Source organism: Chryseobacterium sp. PET-29 (assembly GCF_025736815.1).
Taxonomy (GTDB): Bacteria; Bacteroidota; Bacteroidia; order Flavobacteriales; family Weeksellaceae; genus Chryseobacterium; species Chryseobacterium nepalense.
Genome location: NZ_CP107053.1, coordinates 3,604,126 through 3,624,750 on the forward strand (window position 1 = coordinate 3,604,126; position 20,625 = coordinate 3,624,750).

A 20,625-nucleotide genomic window follows, 5' to 3' on the forward strand; every position below is an offset into this window, starting at 1 on the left:
TGAGATTTTGTTTTTTTATATTTAATTCAAAATTAATTCTATTTCTCCTAAAATCATTATTTTTGTGATTCTTGATTTTTAGAGTTAAAACAATTAACCTAATGTATCTAAGTCTAACATCTAACATCTAATTATAAAAGTGTTTTACGATCATCAGCAGATAGAAAAAAAGTGGCAGAAATACTGGGAAGAAAATCAAACCTATAAAACTTCCGACAGCACTGATAAACCTAAATTTTATGTTCTCGATATGTTTCCTTATCCATCGGGCGCCGGACTACACGTGGGGCATCCTCTCGGATATATTGCATCGGATATTTATGCCAGATATAAAAGACATCAGGGATTCAATGTGCTGCATCCGGTAGGCTACGACAGCTTCGGGCTTCCTGCTGAGCAGTATGCAATCCAGACCGGGCAACATCCTGCCATAACTACAGAACAGAATATTACCAGATATGAAGAGCAGCTTAGAAAAATTGGCTTTTCTTTTGACTGGAGCAGGGAAGTAAGAACATCAGATCCTTCATATTATAAATGGACGCAATGGATTTTTATTGAATTGTTTCATTCATGGTACAATAAAAATACGGACAAAGCGGAGCCGATTTCCACTTTAATCAAACATTTTGAAAGCAAAGGAACACAGGATCTAAATGCCAATGAAACCGAAGAACTTCATTTTACGGCAGAAGAGTGGAATACTGCTTCCGAAATGGATAAAGAAGATATTCTTTTAAATTACCGTTTAGCCTACAGAGCGGAAACTACCGTAAACTGGTGCCCTGCTCTGGGAACCGTACTGGCAAACGATGAGGTGAAGGACGGAAAATCCGAAAGAGGAGGTTTTCCAGTGTTTCAAAAGAAAATGATGCAGTGGAGCATGAGAATTTCCGCATACTCTGAGAGATTATTGCAGGGTCTGAAAGGCCTTGACTGGCCACAGCCATTAAAAGATTCTCAGGAATACTGGATCGGAAAATCCCAGGGAGCTCAGGTGAAATTTGAAATTGAAAGCCATCCTGATGAAATTATTGAAGTATTTACCACAAGACCGGACACTATTTTCGGGGCAACTTTTATGGTGCTGGCTCCGGAAAATCCTTTGGTAGAAGCCATCATCACACCGGAACAGAAAGCTGAGGTTGATAGCTATATTGAAGAAACTTCCAAAAAAACGGAAAGAGACCGTATGGCGGATGTGAAAAATGTTTCGGGAGCTTTCACGGGAAGTTATGCTCTCAACCCTTTCAGCAATGAAAGAATGCCGGTTTATATTTCAGATTACGTATTAATGGGATATGGAACAGGAGCTGTAATGGCCGTTCCGGCTCACGATGAGCGTGATCACAGATTTGCAAAGAAATTTAATTTAGAAATTAAAAAGGTTGTAGAAACCGATGAAGATATTCAGGAGAAATCTTTCGATTCTAAAGATTCCGTATGTGTAAACTCGGATTTTTTAAATGGTTTAAAATATGACGAAGCAAAAGCACTGATTATTTCTGCGATCGAAAAAAGAGGAATCGGGCACGGTACTACTAATTACAGACAGCGTGATGCCATTTTCTCCAGACAAAGATATTGGGGTGAGCCGGTTCCTATATATTATAAGGATGGAATGCCTTACACTTTGCCAACTTCAGCATTACCATTGGAACTTCCTGAGGTTGAAAAATATTTACCGACAGAAGACGGAGATCCGCCATTGGGAAATGCAAAAACTTTTGCGTGGGATGAAGTCAATCAAAAAGTGGTTGATACGGATCTGATTGATGAAAAAACAATTTTTCCTCTGGAACTATCGACGATGCCGGGTTGGGCAGGAAGCTCATGGTATTTTTTACGATACATGGATCCGCATGACGAAAACGTTTTTGTTAAAAAAGACCTTGCCGATTATTGGGGGCAGGTTGATCTTTATATTGGAGGAAGCGAGCATGCAACCGGGCATTTGTTGTATTCAAGATTCTGGAATATGTTTTTAAAAGACAGAGGATATATTAATCATAATGAACCTTTCCAGAAGCTGATTAATCAGGGAATGATTTTGGGGATGAGTGCGTTTGTTTATAGAATTGGTTTACGAGCTTTACTAAGTGGTAAAAATAAAGTCGATGGTCTAAGAAAGAGTGTTGCTGACTATTCTGAACTAAGTAATCAATACATTTATATTTCTAGTAATGTTGTTAAAGATTTTCAAAATAATTTAGAATCATTAGTAAAAGTTGAAATTGAGGAATTTGTTGAGAATTTAAAGCAAAAACATAATTTGGATGATAGTTTCGATATAACAAACGAGGTTATTAAAGTCAATCTTCAAAAAATCCACGTAGACGTATCTTTATTAAAGGGAACATCAGACGAATTGGATACGGAAGCATTCAAAGCTTGGCGGCCGGATTTTGCAGATGCAGAATTTATTTTTGAAGAGGATGGAAAATTTATCACTGAACGCGAAGTCGAAAAAATGTCCAAGTCAAAATATAATGTCGTAAACCCGGATGATATCTGTGAAGAATACGGTGCAGACGGTTTAAGGTTGTATGAAATGTTCCTAGGACCATTGGAACAATCCAAGCCCTGGAACACGCAGGGACTGAGCGGAGTTTACGGTTTCCTTAAAAAATTCTGGAATTTATATTTTAATGGCGAAGTTTTTGAAGTGTCAGATGAAGAGCCGACAAAAGCGGAATACAAAGTTTTGCATACCTTAATAAAGAAAGTGGTATACGACATTGAAAATTTTTCTTTCAATACGTCTGTTTCTTCATTTATGATTGCGGTAAACGAATTGCAAAAAATAAAATGCAACAAACGCAATATTTTGGAACCTTTGTCCGTTATCATTTCTCCGTATGCGCCACACCTATGTGAGGAACTTTGGAGTCTGCTCGGCCATACAACTTCAATTGAGTTTGAAAAATTCCCTGTATTGAAGGAGGATTACCTGATAGAAGACGAAATTGAATATCCGATTAGTATTAACGGGAAAACAAAACATAAACTGGCATTATCTGCACAGCTTTCAGCTAAAGAAGTGGAAGATTCTGTAATGAAAGATGAGAAAGTTCAGCAGTTTCTGGAAGGTAAGACACCAAAGAAAATTATTGTGGTGCCGGGAAGAATTGTGAACATTGTAATTTAAATAAAAATTAACATTGGCAAATTAAAAAAAATGAAGGCTTATATTTTTTAAATTTTTAATGTAATGATTAAATTTAAAGATTATTGCCAAAAAAAGAGAAAATAATTATAATATCGAAATCGTATTAAATTTTTATTATCAAAAAAAACAGAAATGTTTATTTGAGACTCTTGCATTTTAATTAATTTTGCCTTTAATTTACACCTTGTAAAATTTTAAAACAATATAATTTAGTTAAATATGGAAATGAATGTTTCAAAAAATGATGAGCAAGTAGTTGCTAGAAAAGCGGGAGGTTTAAACCCAGCTGTTATTATTCCTATTATCTTAGCTATAGGAGTTTGTATTTATTTATTCGTTTTGGGTAGCCCTGGAAATTTTAAAGATGCTGACAAATTAGGTGCAGGATCTGTAGCGTTTTCAGATGTTGAAGGAAAAGACATTCACCCAGATTCTTTCTTAGGTATTATCTACAAAGGAGGAGTTATCGTACCAATCTTGATTACTTTCATGCTAACCGTAATCGTATTCTCAATTGAAAGAGCGTTAGTTCTAGGGAGAGCAGCAGGAAAAGGGAACTTAGATAACTTCGTAATTCAGGTAAGAAGCTTATTGAATCAAAACAAAATTGATGAAGCTTTAGAAGAGTGCGACAGACAACAAGGTTCTGTTGGAAACGTAGTGAAAGAAGGTCTTACTACTTACAAAGCTTTATCTCACGATACTACGCTTAACAAAGAGCAAAAAATGGTAGCGCTTAACAAAGCAATCGAAGAAGCTACTACTCTTGAGATGCCAATGCTTGAGAAAAACATGATGATCCTTTCTACTTTAGGTACTGTTGCAACGTTAGTAGCACTTTTAGGTACGGTAATCGGGATGATCAAGGCATTCTTCGCATTAGGTTCTGGAGGAGGTACTCCGGATGCTGCTGCACTTTCAACAGGTATCTCTGAAGCTTTGATTAACACAGCTTTAGGTATTGGTACTTCAGCAATCGCTATCATCCTTTATAACTTCTTTACTTCTAAAATTGACGGATTAACTTATAAGATCGATGAGATTGCTATGAGTATCCAGCAGTCTTTCGCTGAATTCAACTAAGAATTCAAGCAAAGAATTGTACACTAAGTAAAAAGAAGTCTAATTAAAAATTATTAATAATAATGGCGAGAGTCAAACCAAAAAGACATGGAGTAGTGACGGATATGACGGCAATGTGTGACGTTGCATTCCTACTGCTTACATTCTTTATCTTGACCACTCAGTTTAAAAAACCTGACGTGGAGCAGATCAAACCGCCATCTTCAATATCAGAGAAGTTACTTCCTGATGCAAGTTTGATGACTATCAACGCTACACCGGACGGAAAATTCTATTTCCAGCCTGTAGAAAATGCAACAGAGAGATTAAAGCTTTTGGACAACATGGGTAAAAAGTACGGTGTTACTTTTGACAACAAAGAAAAAGCTGCATTCCAGAAAGTACAGGCTATCGGGGTTCCTATGAACCAACTGAAAAGCTATCTTGATTTGCCAGATGACGCGCAGAAAAATTTCAAGAGTCCAACAGGGATTCCTATGGATAGTACAAATAAGCAATTGGTAGACTGGGTAAAAGAAAGTCTTGCCGTTAATCCTGATTATAAATTGGCGATTAAAGGAGACGTTACTACAGAATATCCTAAAGTTAAAAGCTTATTTGAGGGTTTAAGAGATATCGATTTTCTTAAATTTTGGTTGATTACATCACAAGAAGGTAAACCTAACGAATAATATCGATTAGAAATGGCAGAAGTACAAGTACAGGAAAAAGGCGCCAAAGGCGGCAAGGTACGTTCCAAGAAACAGAGTACCAGAGTCGATATGACTCCGATGGTGGACTTGGGTTTTCTATTGATTACCTTCTTTATGTTCACAACCACATTCTCTAAACCGAATGTAATGGATTTGGGTCTTCCGGCAAAACCGAAGGATGAAACAAAAAAACCACCTCCAACAGAAATCAAACTTTCAAATTCGATCTCTTTATTATTAGGGAAGGACAATAAGGTTTTCTGGCATCAGCAGGATAATACATCCTTAACAGACCAGAACCTTAATGAAACCACTTTTGATAGAGAAGGAATCAGAAAGGTTATCAAGCAAGCAGAAGCAAATGCGGCAGATAAATCCAAATTTACCGTGATTATCAAGCCTACTGACGATGCTGTATATAAAAACTTTGTAGATATTCTTGACGAAATGGCAATTACTAAGATTGAGCGATACGGGGTTACCGATCTTAAGCCTTGGGAAGAAGCCATTTACAACAAAAAGGTTGGGAATTCCGGAGCTGCAGCAGCACCGGCTACTAAGTAATTTAAACCATAAAATTGTAAATCTATGGCAAATGAAAATGTATACGATCCAAATCTTACTTTAGATGAGATTGTATTTGAAAATAGAAACAAAGAATATGGTGCATACGATCTAAGACATCAGTATCCTAGGCTTCTGACAAAATCTTTTATCGTTGGAACAGCAATATTCCTTGTATTGGCATTGTCTCCTTTTATTTATCTTACCATTAAAAGATTAACTGAACCACCTAAGCAGGAAGTAAAGGCGGATTTAGTGGAAATCCTTCAGGAAGATAAAATTATTGAGCAGCCGAAAGAAGAAGAACCACCACCACCTCCGCCACCACCAAAAGAGGAGGAGAAAATTGAAATTATTCAGAACGTGGTTCCTGAGCCTGTAAAAGCTCCGAAAATTGAAACTCCACCGCCGCCAATTTCTAAACAGTTAGAAACAACGACAGGTCTGGTAAATCAGGAGGGGGTAAAAGCTCCGGCTTACACGCCACCGCCGCCACCGCCATCAACAGGTACAAAAGCTTCAACAGCTGAGGTTAAGCCTCAGGTATCTAATGATGTTTACGAGTCCGTTGATCAACCGGCAGATTTTAGTGCAGGAGGACTTAACGGGTTCAGATCTAAGTTTACGAATAATTTTGATAGTTCTTCACTGGAAGGTGAAGGTACTTTAAATACGGAAATTACTTTTGTTGTTGAAAGAGACGGAACATTAAGCCAGGTTAAGGCGACAGGTCCTAATTCAGATTTCAACAGAGAAGCTGAAAGAACGGTTAAAAGTATAAAAATCAAGTGGAATCCAGGTAAAGTGAATGGACAGCCGGTTCGTTCTCGTTTCAGATTCCCTGTTAAGATGAATTTTGAATAATTCTGTCTTTAAATAATAATTAAAAAGAGAAGCACATGCTTCTCTTTTTATTTTTTTTGGTATTTTTGTTATATGATGTTCAATTGGTTATCCCTCGTTACGGGATTGTTTTATATCGTTTTAGGAATTGTAGTTATTCTTTACAAATTCTTTTTCACTGTTTTGGAACCCGGTGTGGCGTATGCATTAGGAATATTGCTTATCCTGTACGGTATTTTCAGAATTTACAGAGCGGTTACAAAAATTAAAAGTTCAGGAAATGAAGAATAGTATTAAACTTATAATGCTGCTTTTCATTAGCATAATAGCGATAAGTTGTAAAAAAGAAGAAAAATCCCCATCTTATAATAAAGGGGAAATGACGATTCTTACCGATGAGTCATTTAGAAGTGTTACGGAAGCTTTGGCAGAAGGGTATATGATTAACTATCCTGAAACAAAAATAAAGGTCGTTACAAAAAAAGAAGATCTTGGTTTCCTTGATCTCTTACATGATAAAGCAAGAATTGTAGTCATGTCAAGAGATTTGTCTCCCGAAGAGATTAAAACCTACGAAGAACAGGTTGAGCTTAAATTTTTACCTTCAAAATTTGCAGCAGATGCTGTTGTTTTTGTTGTTCCCAAAGATTCTCCGAAAGAAAGCATTTCCATGGAAGAAATTGAAAAGGGGATGCAGTCTGAGGACAAAAAATTTATATTCGACGGGACAAATTCCAGTAATTTGAATTTCGTTGCCCAAAAGATCAGGAAAGAGCCTAAAAATTTAAAATTCTCTGTAATTCCGGGGAATAAAAATATTATTGAAGAACTAAGTAAATATCCTGATAAAATTGGTGTGATTGGCCTCAATACTTTTAGTCGTCCCTATGATAAAGAATCGGAGGAGCTTAGAAATATGGTCAAAATACTTCCTGTTGAATATCAGGGTAAACAATACAATACAGACTTTGAAAACCTTCGCAAAATGAATTATCCTTTCACCAGAATTTTGTATTTCTTAACAAATGAGGGTAATTTTAATATTGCCAATGGTTTTATAAGGTATTCCTGTACACAGCTTGGGCAGATGATTGTACAGAAGGAAGGTTTACAGCCTTATAATCTGTATAGAAGGGAAGTACAGATGCGTTAAAATATATTAAATTAACTTCTTACCCAAAAATAAATCCTTATTTTGGTCTGAAAATTGTGTACAATATAAATTGAATTAGATTAGAAATTTAAAATGAGAGATATAATGAATATGAATGTAAAGAAGATTGCTTTTGGAGCAGCAGTGGTATTTTTCACTAATTTTGCTTTTGCGCAAACCGTACAGGATGGTATCAATAGTATGGATAGTGATAAATACGCTCAGGCAAAAGCTAATTTCACAAGCATGATTACATCGGCACCTACTGCTGAAAACTATTTTTACCTTGGAAATACATATCTAAAACAGGGAGAACCTGATTTTACAGCAGCTACAGAAAATTTCAACAAAGGTCTTGCTGCTGATAAAAAAAGTTATTTAAACAAAATCGGTTTAGCAGCCGTTAAACTCGGTAAAGGCGACAAAAGTGCAATCGCAGAAATTCAGAGTATTGTTTCTGATTCTAAAGAAAAAGATGCAGAAGTGTTATTCAGAGCTGCAGAAGCATTAACTTTATTTGAAAAAAATAACTCTCCGGATTTAGCAATTCAATATCTAAACAAAGCGATTGAAAGAGCTTCTAAAAAAGATGTTCCCGCACACTATTATTATACTTTAGGTGACGCCTACAGATTAAAAAGAATGCCGGGTGATGCGATGACAGCCTATGATAAAGCGCTTCCTTTAGCTAAAAATAAGGCTTCCGTTTATACGAGAATGGGAACATTATGGATGGCCGCACAACAATGGCAACAGGCTAAGACAAGCATCGATAAAGCTATCGCAACAGATCCTACATATGCTCCGGCTTATAAAGCTTTAGCAGCCTATGATATCAGATATCAGCAAAATGCAAAAGCAACACAAGATCTTATCAATTATACCAAATATGCGGATGAAGATCCATATACGCAACTGGAAATTGCAAAACTTTATTTTACAAATGAAGATTATGCAAACTCAAAACAGGTTTTAGATAAGATTTTCGATAAAATTAATGATCCTATTAAATTTAAATTAAGAGCGTATCAATTATATGCAGACGGGAAATATGCTGAAGCAAAACAAAATATGGATAATTTTGTTTCTCAGGCTGATAAATCAAGAGTACAGCCTGCAGATCAGGGACTGATGGGATTAATTGCTGCCGGATTAGCTAAAACCGAAACGGATGCTGCTAAAAAAACAGCTTTAACAACAGAAGCACAACAAAAAATTGCTATTGCAAAAGCAGCGAAAGACGAAACAATGAAGTGGGATATGGAGCTTGTTAAAATTGCAGGTGGAGGAGCTTCACAGTCTGATGTTGATGCAGGACCAACAAACCCTGTTATTGAAGGATTGAAGCAAAAAGTTGCAGCAAATGCACAGGATTCAGATTCTTTGTTTAAGTTAGCAACCGCTTATCAGGATGCAAAAAACTGGAATGGAGCTATTCAAACTTGGCAGAAAATGAATGCACTTCTTCCTGATTGGGCACCTGGTTATTACAGCTTGGGATATTCTTACCAACAGGCTGGAAATAATGACGCAGCAAAAATCGCTTATGAAAAATTCATTAATACAGTGAAGCCTGCAGATCAGGAAGCTAATAAGCAGACGCTTGCTTATGCTTACTTTGCTGTAGCCTATATGAGTAAAGATTCTGATCTTGCGAAAGCTAAAGATTACGTTTCAAAATCTGTTCAATTGGATCCTACGTATCAGGATGCTATAAAATTGAATGCAGAAATCAATAAATAATTTATTCTTAAATAATTATAGGACTTCCCAATCGTAATGTTTGGGAAGTTTTTATTTAAATCATATCTTTGAATATATGAAAACAGATATATTAGCTTTTGGTGCGCATCCTGATGACGTAGAACTTGGCTGCGGCGGAACAATCGTTAAAATGGTCTCCGAAGGTAAAAAATGCGTTATCGTAGATCTTACCCGCGGGGAGCTTGGTACGAGAGGTACTGAAGAAACCCGAAAAGCGGAAGCCTCTGATTCAGCAAAGATCCTGGGGGTGGTTGCAAGAGAAAATCTGGGTATGAAAGACGGCTTTCTGGAAAACTCTGAAGACTATCAGATGAGAATTGTAAAAATGATTCGCAAATACAGGCCTGAAATCGTTTTAGCAAATGCAATTGATGACAGACACCCGGATCATGCAAAAGGAGCGAAATTAGTGTCGGATGCATTCTTTTTAGCAGGATTAAGAAAGATCGAAACTGTTCTTGAAGGAGAAAATCAAGAGATCTGGAGGCCAAAACATATATTTCACTACATACAATGGAAAAATATTGAGCCTGAGTTTGTAATTGATATTTCAGATCATCTGGAAAAAAAGATTCAAGCTTGTATGGCTTTTAAAACTCAGTTTTATGACCCGGCTTCCAAGGAACCGGAGACGCCAATTACTTCAAAAGACTTTTATGAAAGCTTAACATATCGTGCTCAGGATCTTGGGCGGTTATCGGGAGTGACTTATGCTGAGGGATTTACGTCTGAGAAGCTTATTGCAATGAAAAATTTTGACGGAATTGTTTGGTAATTAAAAAATCTTCCCTATATTTGCACTCACAAAACGGTGATTGTAGCTCAGTTGGTTAGAGCGTCGGATTGTGGTTCCGAAGGTCGTGGGTTCGAGACCCATCATTCACCCAAAATTCAGCATCCTGCTTATATTAAGCAGGATGTTTTTTTATTGTACATTTAATATTTATTGGGTAATTATTTTTCATTTAACTTTATGTTTAACTTCTTAGCGATCTGCTTATTGTAAGATTTTTTTACAACAGTGGCTTCAAATGGTTTATTAAGACTATTTCCTGAAGGATCAGAAATGTATTTATTAAGAATCAGCGTATATTTTTTTTCTGTCCACGGTTGATCAGGCATAAAGTACCATTCAGTGTCGTCAGGTCCGGCAATAATCTTTCCTTCAACTATTTTATCAGATTTATAATTATATACTGAAATTCCGATTTGTGCAGAAAAAATGTCAATGGGTCTGTCGAAAACAATTTTCAGTTTATCCGAAGTATTTCTTTTAGGAATTTGTAATTTATCCTCTATAAATTTTGGACATGTATTAATAGGATTGCTGATTTCGAATTCTTTTGTAAAGGATATTAATTTGGATTTGCTGTTCAGTGGCTTGATTTTATCGGTAATTTCCAGGTAATATTTTTTGCCTACTGTAAATATTTCACCAAGATTGTCATAATATGAAATATCTTTTTTTACTCTTCCGGGATGGATCATTAGCATCATAACTTTATCACTAATCCATCTGGCTTTATTATACCAAACATGCGGTATTACTTTTTTGTTTTCGTCAAGTAAATTAACGTATCTGTAAGCAGATTCATCCTCTGTCATCGGTGCAGAAAACTCAACATGAAACATCAGAATATTTTTTGGAATTTTATTATTACGTGGATATATTTCTTGTATATCGGTTTTTTGGTTTATCGAATTGTCAACAGATTTAGTTTTATATGTTTTTTTTATGGTATTATTCTTATACGAAAAGTTGACATTAAACGTCAGTCCTTCGCCCAGCTCAAATTGTGGCTCAAAGAAGATTGTATCTTTTACATAAGAATATGAGCCTAATAAAGGCGTTTGTGATTCAATACTATCCTGGATCATGAAAATTTTAAAAACAGCTGAAGGTTGCTTAATATTTTCTTCAATGGGAAAAACTTTGAATACCGGCTTGTTCGGATTGCTTGAAGTAATAGATATTTCTTGGGAAAAACAGAAATTGCATAAAAACAGAAAAAGAAGAATATAAAAATTCTTTATTTTTTTTGCCTGAGTTATTTTTTTCATATAATCTAATGAATTTAAAAAAGAATAATGTGCGGACTTTAGATCCGCACATATCACATAGAATTTATTGCTTTTTATTTCTTTATGAAAGATTTAGAGTGTAAATAAACTCCTTTATGAAAGACTTTCAGGATATAGTTTCCTGTATGCAGATCTGAGATTGAAATTTTCTTATTTTGAGAATTGATCATTTGTTTTTTGATAAGCTTTCCATCGTAACTGTAAATTTCCGCCTCCATGTTTTTATAAAGATTTTCATTATAAGAAATATGTAACAGGTCTGAAGCGGGGTTAGGAGATAGCTCAAAATTAATGTCTTTTTGATTCTGCTCAGCAGTACTTAAAATTGCATCACAAACGCTCAATTTTGCAAGAGTTTGGTGGTCTGATGATAATGTAAGTAATTCACAGTTAGAATAATAAGCCATTGATGAAAAGTTTCCCGGGAACATTTTAAATTCTTCTTCAGTAAGATTAGTGTTTGGATTTCCGGAAAAGTTTCTCAGTTCTACGGCATTATTATTATAAGTATTGTTTGTAAAAGGTGTACCATCAAGGTATTTTTTTCCAATTCTATAAATATTATTACCGCTAGGAAAGTTTTGATGTAAATCTAATAAGTAGGCATTGCTTCCGTTATTGATGGCGATCGTTTTTACAGGCTCGTCAAAGTTAACATTAAAAGCTTCTCTCACAGTGAACAGTCCTGAATTGCTCGTCAGAGAAGATACGGTTTCAGAAAATCCCGGAGCACAGGTAGTTAATCCGCAAAGATATTCGGTATTGCCAATCTTTACATAATTTAATTTTTCTAATGGAGCACTTGTTATATACATATTTCCCCAGTTAGATTTGAACATGGTGGTAGATCTTTTGCTAATTGTCGTATTGTTGGTAAACGGAGCCGAAATATAACCCAATTCTCCATTTAATGTATTATGGTTACTGGAAACAAACAATCGGTTGCCACCCCATGCAATATCCTGGAAAGTGCAATTTGCATTGGTGAAATTTAAAGTGCAGTATGGCATTGTGTTGAAATCTAATGCGGTAATAGTATTTCCGGCATTCGTTAATTTCAGGAAGTAAGGTGTTGCGCTTACCATGGCCATTACATAGACGGCATTTGTAATAGGATTTACCTCGATGTTTTTAATGGAAGTAACGGTTTGTCCTAATGCAGCAGAGATTCTTGTTTTTACATTGGTAGAAGTTGTTGCGATTGTATTTGCAGCTTTATCTGCGGGATTACTGTCATTAATATCAACAATAAAAACTTTACCTGAAGCATTATGTGTAGCAACCAGCGCAGCGCTGCTGCCATCACTTATTAGTTTGAAATTTGAAATGGTTCCCGAAGTGATCATTGTTCCGGTTTGGGGAGATACCATTAAAGAGTTTTGGGCAAAACATAGTGCAGATGCCAAAAGAAAAACGAGTAAATTTTTTTTCATTCTTTTATATTTAAGGTTAAAATTATTTCATATAAACTATTTTTAATTCAAATTTATTAATGATAATTAGATGGATTATTTAATTTTTTAACGGTAAAATTATTAAATAATCACAATTTTACATTAATTATCGTGAAATTAATAAAAAAATATATGATAATTTTAATTTAAAATAAAGAATATCGTTAATAATTATGCGTTGCATATTAATGAGCGTCGCTGTCTAATTAATTTAACTTAAATACAAAAGATTAGAAAAGAAAATAAAAAAAGCATCTTTTTCCAGATGCTTGTGTTTTTAAATGTTATAAATATTTTAAACCTCGTCGTCAGAATCTATAGTATATGTTCTGCTTTTGAAGTCTTTATCATGCTTTTCTGATATTACATCCTCACCCTTTTCGTTAATGATGAAATCTGTGGACTCATTAAACATCTCCTGAAAACTTTTAAAATCTTCTTTATAAAGATAAATTTTATGCTTCTCGAATGTAGCTTCTCCATTCTCCCCGAAGTTCTTTTTACTTTCGGTAATCGTAAGATAATAATCTCCTGCTTTCGTCTCGCGCACATCAAAGAAATAAGTTCTTCTCCCTGCTTTTAACACCTTAGTGAAAATTTCATTTTCATGGCGTTCCTTGTATTCACTCATTGTTAGATATTTTTTAATCTTGTTAAGAACAAATATAAAAGTTTTCTTTTAATCACAAAATTTTTTTTATGATTTATTTAACATTTGTGAATGAATGCGCTATGCAGTTACGGAATTGTTAATTTCAGTCAGGTTAAGGATTTTATCTGCACGTTGGGCGCTAGACTCTCTGTGTGTGATGATTATAGAAGTTGCGTGATGAATTTTTCTTTCAATATTTTCGAGGATGTTCTGCTCGGTTTCAGTATCCAGGGCAGACAGAGAATCGTCAAAAATGATAATGCTGGGGTCTTTAATCAGTGCTCTGGCAATGCAGATTCTTTGTTTCTGACCTCCCGAAAGCATCACTCCGCGTTCGCCTACCATAGTTTTATACTGATCTTTAAACTCTACGATGTTTTTATCAACGTCTGCAATTTTTGCATATTCCACTACTTTTTCATGAGTTGGATGGTCTATGGCAAAACCGATGTTATTTTCAATCGAATCAGAAAAAAGATAACTCTCCTGGGGGATATAGCCGATGAAGTTTCTGTAGTTATCTAAATTATGCTCTTTTAAGTTTTTTCCGTCAACTAAAATTTCTCCTTCTGTGGGGTCAATAAGCCTGCAGAGTAATAACGCAATGGTTGATTTTCCACTTCCTGTTTTGCCCATAATGGCAAGTGACTCACCGGATTTTACTGTAAAACTTAGATTTTCTAATGCTGTAATTCCTGTATTAGGATAAACATAGGATACATTTCTGAATTCAATATCTCCTTTAATGGAATAATTTTCAAAGTTTCGGTTAACGATTTCCGATTTCTTATCCATAAATTCATTAATCCTCTGCATGGATGCTTCAGCCCTCTGGTTTACAGAAGTTACCCAGCCTACCATAGAGAAAGGAAATATCAGGGTATTGATGTACATAAAGAAATCTGCAATTTTACCGATGCTAAGCTCTCCGGCAATATATTTCTGTCCGCCGATCCAGATAATGGCAACATTCAGAAGACCGATTACAAAAAGGATGATGGTGAAGAAGTAAGCTTCCGTTTTGGCAAGGTCCAGCGCTTTATCCTGATAGTCCGTAACTTTTACTCCGTAGTTTTTTTCAATGTATTTTTCACGGGCGAAAAATTTCACAACGCGTATTCCCGAAAAGCTGTCCTGCACGAAAGTAGAAATGGCCGACTGGCTTTTCTGCATGATCTTCGATTTTTTATTGATAATGGAACTTACCTTATAAATAGCATACGAAAGAAGCGGTAAAGGAAGCAAGGTCCAAAGCGTCATGGAAACATCCGTCTTCAGCATATAAATTGCGGTGATAATAACAAGCACCAATAAGTTGGCGACATACATTACGCCGGGGCCAAGATACATCCTTACTGCAACAACATCTTCACTCAGTCTGTTCATGAGATCTCCAATGGTGGTTTGCTTATAATCCGTTAAAGACAAATCCTGATATTGCCTGTAGATTTTGTTTTTAAGTTCATATTCAATCCTTCTGGAAGCAACAATAATCGTCTGCCGCATCATAAAAGTAAAGAAACCTGTAAGAAGGGAGCATCCTACAATAATGGCAACATAAATCAACACCTGTCTGTTGAAACCGAGATTTCCGTTGCGTGTAAGTTCGTCCACAGATTTTCCCACGAACTGAACTTTATAGATATTGAAGAAATTACTGGCAATGATAAATAATACCCCCCAAAATAATAATATTTTGTGTTTCCAGAAGTAGGGGTTTAGGGTTTTTAAAGCTTTCATAAACTTTTACAAATTTACGAAAATGTCATCATACTACGAATCCCATAAATTTTAAATTTCGTATCTTTGCGCCCATAAAAAGCTCTTTGAATGTTAGGAAGACGACAAATCCGTGAAAAAGTAGTACAGACTGTGTATTCATATTACCAGAATCCTGTTAAGTTTGATGTATTAGAGAAAAACATGTTTACCGGAATAGAGAAGATTTATGATCTCTATATCTATGAATTGAATTTTCTGGTTGCACTGAAAGAACTGGCAGAAAACCAGATCGAAATTGGAAAGAATAAATATATTAAAACCGATGCAGATATTAATCCTAACCAAAAATTCATCAACAATAAGGTTTTGATTAAGCTGGAGGAAAACCCGGAACGGTTATTCTTTACAGGCCAGCACAAGCAGCTTAAGTGGGATTTGCACGACGACCTTCTCGTAAAAACATTCCAGAGAATTACTGCCGGAAAAAGATACCAGGATTTTATGAAGGAAGAATCTTATTCTTTTGAAGAGGATCAGAAGTTTATCGGTAAGTTATTTTTAAGATATATTGCTGAAAACGATGATTTTCATGATTATCTGGGAGACAAGGAACTTTCATGGTATGATGATATTCATATTGCCAATTCTATGGTTCAGAAAACAATCGGTTTTTTAAAGGAAGATGAAGAAAGCAGAACCTTGATCAAAATGATTAAAGATGATGAAGATAAAACTTTTTCCATCAAGCTTTTAAGAAATACGCTGGACAGCTGGGAAAACAATGAGAAGAAACTGGAAGAAAGACTGGAAAACTGGGATCTGGAAAGGGTTTCACTAATGGATAAAGTAATCCTGTCTACTGCACTTACGGAACTGGATAATTTTCCTTTTACACCTTCAAGGGTGATCATTAATGAATATATTGAGATTGCCAAAGTATTTGCCACGGATCGCTCCAATATTTTCATTAACGGAATTTTGGATAAATACTGTAAAGATTTAAATAGAATATAAATATTTCAATATGAAAAAGACGTTATCAATTATCGCTTTATCAGTAATAGGTTTTGGATTTGTTTCTTGTAAAAAGGAAAACAAAGAAAACCAGGAAAAACTTCTTACCGAAAGACCGGAAATTCACAGAAATGGTCCGGCAGATTCTGCAGGTGCTGCTGCAGCAACTCCTGAAACGGCAGCTCCGGCGCCTGTATCCAACCAGCCTTTAACTACTATTGCTCTTTCTGAAAGCAACTTCGATTTCGGAAAAGTAAAAAAAGGAGATAAAGTGCAGCACGTATATGAAATTACAAATACAGGAAGCAATCCTCTGGTGATTTCAGAAGTAAAACCGGGATGTGGATGTACTGTTCCTGACTTTACTAAAGAACCGATCATGCCGGGTAAAAAAGGGAAAATTACCCTACACTTTGATTCTACAAACTTTGACGGAAACGTAAACAAATATGCAGACGTTTTCGCCAATGTAGAAAAAGCTCCTATCAAATTAACATTCACCGCGAATATTCAACCATAATATCATGAATTTATTATCAATTTTTTTACAGGCACCTGCTCAGGGAGGTAACTCTTCCATGATGCTGATTATGATGGGGGTGATGTTTGTAGGTTTTTATTTTTTAATGATAAGACCGCAAATGAGAAAGCAGAAGCAGGAGAAGAATTTCCAGGAAACCCTTAAGGTAGGAACCAGAGTGGTTCTTACTTCAGGACTTCACGGAAGGATTGCTCAGGTTCAGGATGATGGTTTTGTAATCGAAACATTATCGGGAAAGCTAAAGTTTGAAAAAGCGGCTGTTTCCAGAGAATTTACGGAGGCCCGTTTTGGAGATAAAGCCAAAGCTGCTGAAAAAGCAGAAGACAAAAAGGAAATTGAAACGGATAAGAAATAAATCTTTCCGATTTTAAAAGATACTTCGTTTCGGCGGGGTGAGCGAAGCTCACCCCGCCGAAACTTTTTATATCATCAGTCCAGGGAATCAGTAAGGATACGGTTTTCACCATAGGAGTCAACGAGTGGTTTTAACTGTGCTATGAATTGTATGAATTGCTTCGGGTATAACACGCAGACTGTGACGGGCGGTGCAGATACCCTGCATGGTGCGATGCAGACAGCCTGCACCGTACGATGCATACCCTCTGCATGGTACGATGCAGTCATCCTGTGGCGATTAAGTATAACTTCCTTAGTTGTTTTAGAAAATACGCATTAAAAATTATCTTTGCATTATGAATAAAAACACAAACAAAACGGTTCTTATCTTAGGAGGCAATTCTGATGTTGCAAAGGAAAGTATTAAACAATACCTTCAAAAAGGATTTTCCGTAATGGCGGCATCCCGAAATACAAAGTCACTGGAAGAATTTGTCTCAAAAAATGGGTTCCATGCGAAGGTTACAGTCTTATACTTCGATGCGGTGGATTTTGATTCTCATCAGAAATTTTATGATGACCTTTCTGCGAAGCCTCATATTGTTGTTTATGCTGCCGGCTTTTTAGCAGAAAATGAAAAAGCCCTGCATGATTTTGGAAGTGCAAGACAAATGATGCAGGTAAACTACATGGGCGCTGTTTCCATATTGAATATTATTGCAATGGATAAGAGGAATAAAAGTTTAGAAAGGATTATCGGATTATCTTCTCTGTCGGGAGTTCGCGGGCGGAAAAGTAATTTTGTGTACGGCAGTACCAAAGCCGCTTTTACCACCTATCTTGCCGGCTTAAGACAGGAGCTAAGACAAAGAAACATTGTTGTCAATGCTTTGGTGATCGGTTATATTGATACGAAAATCAATCAGGGTTTAGCATTAAATAAAAACCTGATCATGCAGCCAGATTATGTTGCGAAATTCATCGTGAATGCAGGGCATTCTTTTACCATTGTTCCGGATTTCAAATGGAAAATCATTTATCATATTCTGAAATTGCTTCCGGAAAGTCTGGTGGCAAAGTTGCCATAATTATTCATTTTTAACAACCACAGTTGGAAAACCTAATGTCTGCATTAAATCATCATAGTTTTCGATTAAAATGCTGCTGCTACCGTAATGAGAAATTTTTAATTGATTTTCACTGTCTTCAACAGAAAAAGAATTTCCACTATTACCAAATTCATTTTCCATGAAATTGTAATGCATTAAATTATTAATGTAATTCATCAAACCCACTTTTTGAGAAGTTGATAAAACAATCTTTTTTCTTACCTCTTCATTTTGTACAATTGATCCTTTATCATCCCTAACTCCACAATTGACTTTGTATTTAGTGTAAACCAATTTAGTTAGTTTGTTTTCAGAATAAATTTTAATTATTTCATCATGACCTCCCCATTCTCCACAGTCAGCAAATTTGGATTTTATTAATACAGTATCTTCATAACTTAAAATATTATCAAAAGAATATTTAATATTTGAGCTTTTAGAACAACTTAAAATAAGGGTCAATAGTAAAACTAAAAAGTAATTTTTCACGGTACAATTTTATCAAAAATACCGAATTACTCCATATCCTGCAACAATTCCAGCGCCTTCATCATATCAATTCCCTTACCCAGAACCGGTTTAAACAAATCTCCTTTTTCTTTAATTCTTTCTAGAGCATTATGAATATTAAAGTCAGTAGGTTTCATTCCTTTTTTTACCTCGCTCCAGTCCAGCGGCATGGAAACGGAAGCCCCTTCTTTAGGTCTGATACTGTAAGCACTGGCTAAAGTCTGTCCGGTTCTGTTTTGCAGATAATCAAGGTAAATTTTACTGTTATCTCTTTTCTGAAGGCTTCTTTCCAAAGTTGTGATTTCCGGAAGCTTTTCATGAACCTGTTTCATCAGAATATGTGCAAAATCTTTTACCTGGTCAAAATCGTACTTTCCGCCCATCGGAATATAGACATGAATACCGGTGCTTCCTGAAGTTTTACAGTAGCCTTTAATTTTAATGGCATTTAAAACCTCATTCACCTGTAAGGCTGTTTCGATAACATCGTCAAAAGTATTCTTTTTGGATGGGTCCAGATCTAACACAAGAAAGTCAGGATGATCCAGGTCGGGCAGGGAAGAATTCCAGGGGTTCATATCAATGCACCCTAAATTATTCAGATAAGCAAGAGTAGCCTTGTCGTTACAGTAAATATAATCAATGTATTTATCGTTGGATTCAGAATAAACCTGCGTTGTTTTTACCCAGTCCGGAATATTGTCACTGGCATCTTTCTGATAGAAACCCTGCTCTTCAATACCGTTTGGGAAACGGTTCAGAGAAAGCGGCCGGTTTTTAAGGTGTGGTAAAATATAGTCTGCAACCGACTGGTAATATTCTATGACATCGCCTTTGGTTACCTCATCTTTAGGGAAATAAACTTTATCCTGATTGGTAAGCTTTACCTTATGCCTGTTTAATGTTATTTCCTTTTCGTTTTCGGAAGGACGTGTTTTTTTAGGGGCTGTAGCTTTCATAACTTTTGTATTTTGGGTTGCTTCATCTTTTTCTCCGGCTGTGTTTTTTACTTCTTCAGGTTCTTTGTCTTCACGCAGTGCCACGAAAACCGGATGCCGGAAAATGCCGTCTTTTGTGATTTCGGAATATTTAATCTCGCATACCAGCTCCGGCTGGGTCCAGGTTACGGGCATATTGGTTTTAGGCTTAGTTTCAAAAGGGGAATTTTTCACGATGATTTTCTTTAATCTTTCATGAAGTTCCATAATTGATTCGCGGTTGAATCCTGTCCCAGTATGTCCTGAATAAATCAGTTGGCCGTCAATGTATTTTCCCAGGATCAGGGCACCGAAACCTTCCCTTGATCCACGGGGTTCCGTAAATCCGCAGATAATGGCTTCTTCCGTGTTGGTGAATTTTATCTTAAGCCAGTCGGAAGTACGGTGGTTTTCGGTGTAAACGCTGTCTGCTTTTTTGGCGATCATTCCTTCCAGCTTCATTTTTTTCATCTGGTTAAAAAAGGAAATGCCTTTCTCCTGGATATGATCACAATATTTGATAACATCCGTCTCAACCAATGCTTCTTTGAGGAGTTCTTTACGCTGAATCAGCGGAAGCTCTTCCGTAGAATGACCGTTGAGCCAAAGAATATCAAAAACCTGATACACCAGCGCAAGATCCGGATTGTCACCTATTTGCTGAAGCAGCTGGAAATTCGGTCTTCCGCTCTCATCATACGCTACAATTTCACCGTCCAGAATCATCTTATGTTTCTGTACACTGAAATCATTGGCAACTTTTTCAAATTTTGATAAAAAGGAGATCCCGTTTCGGGAATAGAAGAGAGGTTCATCACTTAGATCGGCAATAGCACGGTAGCCGTCCCATTTTATTTCGAAAACCCAGTCTTCATCGTCAAAGGCTTCAGGATGCGGTTTTGCAAGCATGGGCTTAATGAAATTCTCAAGTTTTTTTTCATCGACTAAAGAATTGAACCG

20 protein-coding genes and 1 tRNA gene are annotated in these 20,625 nt (G+C 36.0%); 15 read left to right on the forward strand and 6 right to left on the reverse strand.

Features of this window, described 5'->3' with window-relative positions:
• Window positions 1–139 precede the first annotated feature (139 nt).
• The 10 genes from ODE14_RS16375 (at window position 140) to ODE14_RS16420 (ending at window position 10,154) form a co-directional block, all read left to right on the forward strand.
• Window positions 140–3,148, forward strand: a complete 3,009-nt coding sequence (locus tag ODE14_RS16375) for a leucine--tRNA ligase (protein ID WP_263602191.1) — start codon at window positions 140–142, stop codon at window positions 3,146–3,148.
• Between the two features lie 240 nt (window positions 3,149–3,388).
• Complete coding sequence (locus tag ODE14_RS16380; protein WP_263602192.1) at window positions 3,389–4,252, forward strand: MotA/TolQ/ExbB proton channel family protein; 864 nt, start codon at window positions 3,389–3,391, stop codon at window positions 4,250–4,252.
• A 62-nt stretch (window positions 4,253–4,314) separates the two neighbouring features.
• Window positions 4,315–4,923, forward strand: coding sequence for an ExbD/TolR family protein (locus ODE14_RS16385; protein ID WP_066440721.1), 609 nt, complete (start codon window positions 4,315–4,317; stop codon window positions 4,921–4,923).
• A 12-nt stretch (window positions 4,924–4,935) separates the two neighbouring features.
• Window positions 4,936–5,508, forward strand: coding sequence for an ExbD/TolR family protein (locus tag ODE14_RS16390; protein ID WP_248388579.1), 573 nt, complete (start codon window positions 4,936–4,938; stop codon window positions 5,506–5,508).
• Between the two features lie 24 nt (window positions 5,509–5,532).
• Window positions 5,533–6,372 carry an energy transducer TonB gene (locus ODE14_RS16395; protein ID WP_248388576.1) on the forward strand — a complete coding sequence of 280 codons (840 nt, stop codon included), beginning with the start codon at window positions 5,533–5,535 and terminating at the stop codon, window positions 6,370–6,372.
• Between the two features lie 72 nt (window positions 6,373–6,444).
• Complete coding sequence (locus ODE14_RS16400; protein WP_263602193.1) at window positions 6,445–6,642, forward strand: DUF308 domain-containing protein; 198 nt, start codon at window positions 6,445–6,447, stop codon at window positions 6,640–6,642.
• Entirely contained in the window at window positions 6,632–7,504 is an 873-nt protein-coding gene (locus ODE14_RS16405) for a PstS family phosphate ABC transporter substrate-binding protein (protein ID WP_263602194.1), read from the forward strand. The genes ODE14_RS16400 and ODE14_RS16405 overlap by 11 nt, the downstream gene beginning before the upstream one ends.
• Before the next feature lie 93 nt (window positions 7,505–7,597).
• Entirely contained in the window at window positions 7,598–9,247 is a 1,650-nt protein-coding gene (locus ODE14_RS16410) for a tetratricopeptide repeat protein (protein ID WP_263602195.1), read from the forward strand.
• Window positions 9,248–9,323: 76 nt separating this feature from the next.
• Window positions 9,324–10,043, forward strand: a complete 720-nt coding sequence (gene bshB1, locus ODE14_RS16415; RefSeq protein WP_263602196.1) for a bacillithiol biosynthesis deacetylase BshB1 — start codon at window positions 9,324–9,326, stop codon at window positions 10,041–10,043.
• Window positions 10,044–10,078: 35 nt separating this feature from the next.
• A tRNA-His gene (locus ODE14_RS16420) sits at window positions 10,079–10,154 on the forward strand.
• Window positions 10,155–10,222: 68 nt separating this feature from the next.
• On the opposite strand, the gene ODE14_RS16425 is transcribed toward ODE14_RS16420, so the two are convergent.
• The 4 genes from ODE14_RS16425 to ODE14_RS16440 form a co-directional block, all read right to left on the reverse strand.
• Complete coding sequence (locus tag ODE14_RS16425; protein WP_263602197.1) at window positions 10,223–11,329, reverse strand: hypothetical protein; 1,107 nt, start codon at window positions 11,327–11,329, stop codon at window positions 10,223–10,225.
• Window positions 11,330–11,403: 74 nt separating this feature from the next.
• On the reverse strand, window positions 11,404–12,783 hold the full coding sequence (locus tag ODE14_RS16430; protein WP_263602198.1) for a T9SS type A sorting domain-containing protein: 1,380 nt from the start codon (window positions 12,781–12,783) through the stop codon (window positions 11,404–11,406).
• A 316-nt stretch (window positions 12,784–13,099) separates the two neighbouring features.
• Entirely contained in the window at window positions 13,100–13,435 is a 336-nt protein-coding gene (locus tag ODE14_RS16435) for a DUF3276 family protein (protein ID WP_029295477.1), read from the reverse strand.
• Window positions 13,436–13,534: 99 nt separating this feature from the next.
• Window positions 13,535–15,196, reverse strand: coding sequence for an ABC transporter ATP-binding protein (locus ODE14_RS16440; protein ID WP_263602199.1), 1,662 nt, complete (start codon window positions 15,194–15,196; stop codon window positions 13,535–13,537).
• Window positions 15,197–15,286: 90 nt separating this feature from the next.
• Here ODE14_RS16440 and ODE14_RS16445 point away from each other — a divergent pair, with 90 nt between their 5' ends.
• From ODE14_RS16445 to ODE14_RS16465, 5 genes are all read left to right on the forward strand, one after another.
• Window positions 15,287–16,192, forward strand: a complete 906-nt coding sequence (locus ODE14_RS16445; RefSeq protein WP_248388555.1) for a transcription antitermination protein NusB — start codon at window positions 15,287–15,289, stop codon at window positions 16,190–16,192.
• Window positions 16,193–16,202: 10 nt separating this feature from the next.
• Window positions 16,203–16,712 (forward strand): DUF1573 domain-containing protein, encoded by a 510-nt coding sequence (locus ODE14_RS16450; protein WP_248388553.1) that lies wholly within the window; start codon window positions 16,203–16,205, stop codon window positions 16,710–16,712.
• Between the two features lie 4 nt (window positions 16,713–16,716).
• Window positions 16,717–17,088 (forward strand): preprotein translocase subunit YajC, encoded by a 372-nt coding sequence (gene yajC, locus ODE14_RS16455; RefSeq protein ID WP_248388551.1) that lies wholly within the window; start codon window positions 16,717–16,719, stop codon window positions 17,086–17,088.
• Between the two features lie 141 nt (window positions 17,089–17,229).
• A complete protein-coding gene (locus tag ODE14_RS16460) occupies window positions 17,230–17,409 on the forward strand; it encodes a hypothetical protein (RefSeq protein ID WP_263602200.1) in 180 nt (59 codons plus the stop codon).
• Window positions 17,410–17,425: 16 nt separating this feature from the next.
• Window positions 17,426–18,157: an SDR family NAD(P)-dependent oxidoreductase gene (locus ODE14_RS16465; RefSeq protein WP_263602201.1), complete on the forward strand. Its 732-nt coding sequence runs from the start codon at window positions 17,426–17,428 to the stop codon at window positions 18,155–18,157.
• Here the strand turns inward: ODE14_RS16465 and ODE14_RS16470 are convergent, their stop codons facing one another.
• Both ODE14_RS16470 and ligD read right to left on the reverse strand, forming a co-directional pair.
• The gene (locus tag ODE14_RS16470; protein WP_263602202.1) at window positions 18,158–18,667 is read right to left on the reverse strand and encodes a hypothetical protein; all 510 of its coding nucleotides are present in this window, start codon (window positions 18,665–18,667) and stop codon (window positions 18,158–18,160) included.
• 26 nt (window positions 18,668–18,693) lie between these two features.
• Window positions 18,694–20,574 (reverse strand): DNA ligase D, encoded by a 1,881-nt coding sequence (gene ligD, locus ODE14_RS16475; RefSeq protein WP_263602203.1) that lies wholly within the window; start codon window positions 20,572–20,574, stop codon window positions 18,694–18,696.
• Window positions 20,575–20,625 lie beyond the last annotated feature (51 nt).